Origin of the sequence: uncultured Aureimonas sp. (genome assembly GCF_913775355.1) — a bacterium.
GTDB lineage: Bacteria > Pseudomonadota > Alphaproteobacteria > Rhizobiales > Rhizobiaceae > Aureimonas.
Window position 1 is genome coordinate 1 of the sequence record NZ_CAJYIU010000023.1, and the last position, 4,251, is coordinate 4,251.

The 4,251-nt window shown below is 65.8% G+C and carries 1 protein-coding gene and 1 pseudogene; both read left to right on the forward strand.

What is annotated here, in order from left to right:
* Positions 1–155 (forward strand): annotated as a pseudogene (locus QZ753_RS01685) (xanthine phosphoribosyltransferase); the annotation flags it as partial.
* A 419-nt stretch (positions 156–574) separates the two neighbouring features.
* Positions 575–4,251 (forward strand): vitamin B12-dependent ribonucleotide reductase (locus QZ753_RS01690; protein ID WP_294640631.1); only part of this gene is annotated, 3,677 nt, incomplete at its 3' end.

Genomic DNA, 4,251 nt, shown 5'->3' on the forward strand with positions numbered 1-4,251 from the left:
CGAAGGCCCACTTCGCCACGGTCTATGCGAAGCCGAAGGGCCGCCCGCTGGTCGACACGTTCATCACGGAAGTCAGCCAGGACACTTGGATCTTCTTCCCCTGGGACCTCGGCCTTTCGTTCCAGGCACCGATCGCCAAGGGTTCGGCGGGCTGAGCCAAACCTATACTGAGATCCTAAACAATCGTTAGTGCTTGTGCGGTCTTTGGCCACCCAAGCGAATGATTCTGCTTGTCCACAGGGCAGCGGTGGAAAGCGTGGATTGCCGCTACAGACTCTGATTCGCGCTGTTGCTCGTGCAATCCTGCCCGCAAGATCGCGTCCCCGGCATTTGAATCAAACGCTTAGTAAAGACGCTTTTGCGACAGACCAGTAGTCGAGGGGAAAAGGACGCCAGAGCTGTGGATAAGCCCTTCGTCAAGACTCCAGCCCTACCCGCCTCGCACCATATATAGCCTCAGGAACGACAGTTCGGCACAAGATGTGGGCCGCGATAGTCGATCGTCTAAAGCGTCCCGAGAATCGGCCTGCTGCTGATTTCGCTTGGGCTCAATTCGAGGAATGCACCGATGGGCATGAAGATCGATCGCCGCTACACGCGGGCTGACCAAGGCGCCTACGACTCCATCGAGTTCCGCAAGGCGACGAGCGAGATCCGCAATCCGGACGGCTCTGTCGTGTTCCGGCTCGCCGATATCGACGTGCCCGCCCAGTTCAGCCAGGTGGCCTCCGACATCCTCGCCCAGAAGTACTTCCGCAAGGCGGGCGTGCCCAAGGCCCTGCGCAAGGTCGAGGAGAACGACGTTCCGTCCTGGCTCTGGCGCTCGGTCGCCGACGAGGAGGCGCTGAGCCACCTGCCCGAGGGCGAGCGCACGGGCTCGGAGATGGACGCGCGGCAGGTGTTCGACCGTCTGGCCGGCACCTGGACCTACTGGGGCTGGAAGGGCGGCTACTTCCAGTCCGAGGACGATGCGCGCGCCTTCCGCGACGAACTCGCCTACATGCTCGCGACCCAGAAGGTCGCGCCGAACTCGCCGCAGTGGTTCAACACGGGCCTGCACTGGGCTTACGGAATCGACGGCCCCGGCCAGGGCCACTTCTACGTCGACTACCGCACGGGTGAGCTGACACGCTCGGCCTCGTCCTACGAACACCCGCAGCCGCATGCCTGCTTCATCCAGTCCGTTGCAGACGACCTCGTCAACGAGGGCGGCATCATGGACCTGTGGGTGCGCGAGGCGCGCCTCTTCAAATACGGCTCGGGCACCGGTTCGAACTTCTCGGCCCTGCGCGGCGAAGGCGAGAAGCTCGCCGGCGGCGGCAAGTCGTCGGGCCTGATGAGCTTCCTGAAGATCGGCGATCGCGCGGCGGGCGCCATCAAGTCGGGCGGCACGACGCGCCGTGCGGCCAAGATGGTCGTGGTCGACATCGACCATCCCGACATCGAAAACTACGTGATGTGGAAGGTGCGCGAGGAGGAGAAGGTCGCGGCGCTCGTGACCGGCTCGAAGACCGTCTCGAAGCACCTGAAGGCAATCCTGTCGGCTTGCGTCAACTGCGAGGGCGGCACGGGCGAGGAATGCTTCGACCCGAACGTCAACCCGGCCCTGAAGCGCGCCGTGAAGGACGCCAAGAAGGCGCAGGTTCCCGAGAACTACGTCAAGCGCGTCGTCCAGTTCGCCCGCCAGGGCTACACGGACATCGATTTCCCCGTCTACAACACGGACTGGGATAGCGAGGCGTATCTGACCGTCGCCGGCCAGAACTCCAACAACTCCGTGCGCGTCTCCGACGACTTCCTCCAGGCGGTCGAGCAGGACGGCGAGCACAAGCTGATCGGCCGCACCACCGGCAAGGTCACGAAGACCCTTAAGGCCCGCGAGCTCTGGGACCAGATCGGCTATGCCGCCTGGGCCTCGGCCGACCCCGGCATCCAGTTCCACACGACGATCAACGACTGGCACACCTGCGCGGCGGCCGGCGCGATCAACGCGTCGAACCCGTGCTCGGAATACATGTTCCTCGACGACACGGCCTGCAATCTCGCCTCGATGAACCTCCTGCAGTTCCGTGACGCGAACGGCCGGTTCGATATCGACGCCTACGAGCATGCGACGCGTCTCTGGACGATCGTGCTCGAGATCTCGGTCCTGATGGCGCAGTTCCCGTCGAAGGAGATCGCCCAGCGCTCCTACGACTACCGCACGCTTGGCCTCGGCTTCGCCAATATCGGCGGCCTGCTGATGACCGCCGGCATTCCCTACTCGTCGGCCGAGGGCCGTGCGATCTGCGGCGCGCTGTCGGCGATCATGACCGGCATCTCCTACGCGACCTCGGCCGAGATGGCGCGCGAACTCGGCCCCTTCCCGGACTACGAGCGCAACGCGGCGGGTATGCTGCGCGTCATCCGCAACCATTCGCGTGCCGCTCAGGGGCTCGCCAACGGATATGAGGGCCTCGCCGTCGATCCGGTGCCGCTCGACCACGCCTCGCTGAAGGACAAGCGTCTGTCGGCCCGTGCCAAGCAGGCCTGGGTGCTGGCGCAGGAGCTCGGTGAGAAACATGGCTACCGCAACGCGCAGGTCTCGGTGATTGCGCCGACCGGCACGATCGGCCTCGTGATGGACTGCGACACGACGGGCATCGAGCCGGACTTCGCGCTGGTGAAGTTCAAGAAGCTCGCCGGCGGAGGGTACTTCAAGATCATCAACCGCGCGGTGCCCGAGGCGCTGCGCACGCTCGGCTACTCTGAGGCGCAGATCGCCGAGATCGAGGCCTACGCCGTCGGCCACGGCAACCTGAACCAGGCACCGGCCATCAACCCCGGCTCGCTCCGCGCCAAGGGCTTCGGCGACGACCAGATCGCGGCGCTGAACGAGGGCCTGAAGAGCGCCTTCGACATTAAGTTCGCCTTCAACAAGTGGACGCTCGGCGAAGCCTTCTGCAAGGAGACGCTCGGCATCACCGACGAACAGCTCAACGACTTCTCGTTCGAGCTCCTGCCTTTCCTCGGCTTCTCGCGGAAGGACATCGAGGCCGCGAACATCCACGTCTGCGGTGCGATGACGCTGGAAGGCGCGCCCTTCCTGAAGGCCGAGCACCTGCCGGTGTTCGACTGCGCCTCACCGTGCGGCCGGATCGGCAAGCGCTCGCTGTCGGTGGAATCGCACATCCGCATGATGGCGGCCTCGCAGCCCTTCATCTCCGGTGCGATCTCCAAGACGATCAACATGCCGAACGACGCGACGGTGGAGGACTGCAACAGCGCCTACATGCTGTCGTGGAAGCTCGCCCTCAAGGCGAACGCGCTCTATCGCGACGGCTCGAAGCTCAGCCAACCCCTCAACGCCTCGCTGATTTCGGACGAGGACGACGAGGACGATCTCGTCGAGGAGACGGCGGCCGCCATCGCCGCGGCTCCCGCCGCGGTGCAGGCGACCGAGATCGCCGAGCGGATCGTGGAGCGCGTCATCGAGCGCGTCACCCGCGAGCGCGAGAAGCTGCCGAACCGGCGCAAGGGTTACACGCAGAAGGCCATCGTCGGCGGTCACAAGGTGTACCTTCGCACCGGCGAGTTCGACGACGGCCGCCTCGGCGAGATCTTCATCGACATGCACAAGGAAGGCGCCGCCTTCCGCGCGATGATGAACAACTTCGCCATCGCGATCTCGCTCGGCCTGCAGTTCGGCGTGCCGCTCGACGAGTACGTGGAAGCCTTCACCTTCACGCGCTTCGAGCCGGCCGGCATGGTCCAGGGCAACGAGGCGATCAAGAACGCGACGTCGATCCTCGACTACGTGTTCCGCGAGCTCGCGGTCTCGTATCTCGGCCGCCACGACCTCGCGCACGTCCAGCCGGAGGACTTCGGCGCCTCGACCATCGGTCGCGGTGTGGAAGGCGACAAGCCGGCCGCCTTGCCGATCTCGAGCGGCATGGTGCGCGGCCAGACGTCGAAGTTCCGCCTCGTCTCGTCCGACACGCAAGGGACGACGGCGCCCGCCGGCCAGTCGAAGCTGGCCGGCGTGACCGCGGTCGCCCGCCCGGTGACGACGACGAGCGCCGCACCGCGCGCCGCGGCAACGCTCGGCGGCGGTCAGGCCACCGCCTTCAAGCGCGACTACGAGGCGGCTCCGCTCGACGAGCCCGCCCCGACCGCCGACGCCTCGCCGGCACAGGGCCTCTTCGACAGCCCGCTCGCCTACGCCGCCTCCCCGCGCGACGTCTCGCGTGTCGAGGCGCCGGCCAAGGCGAC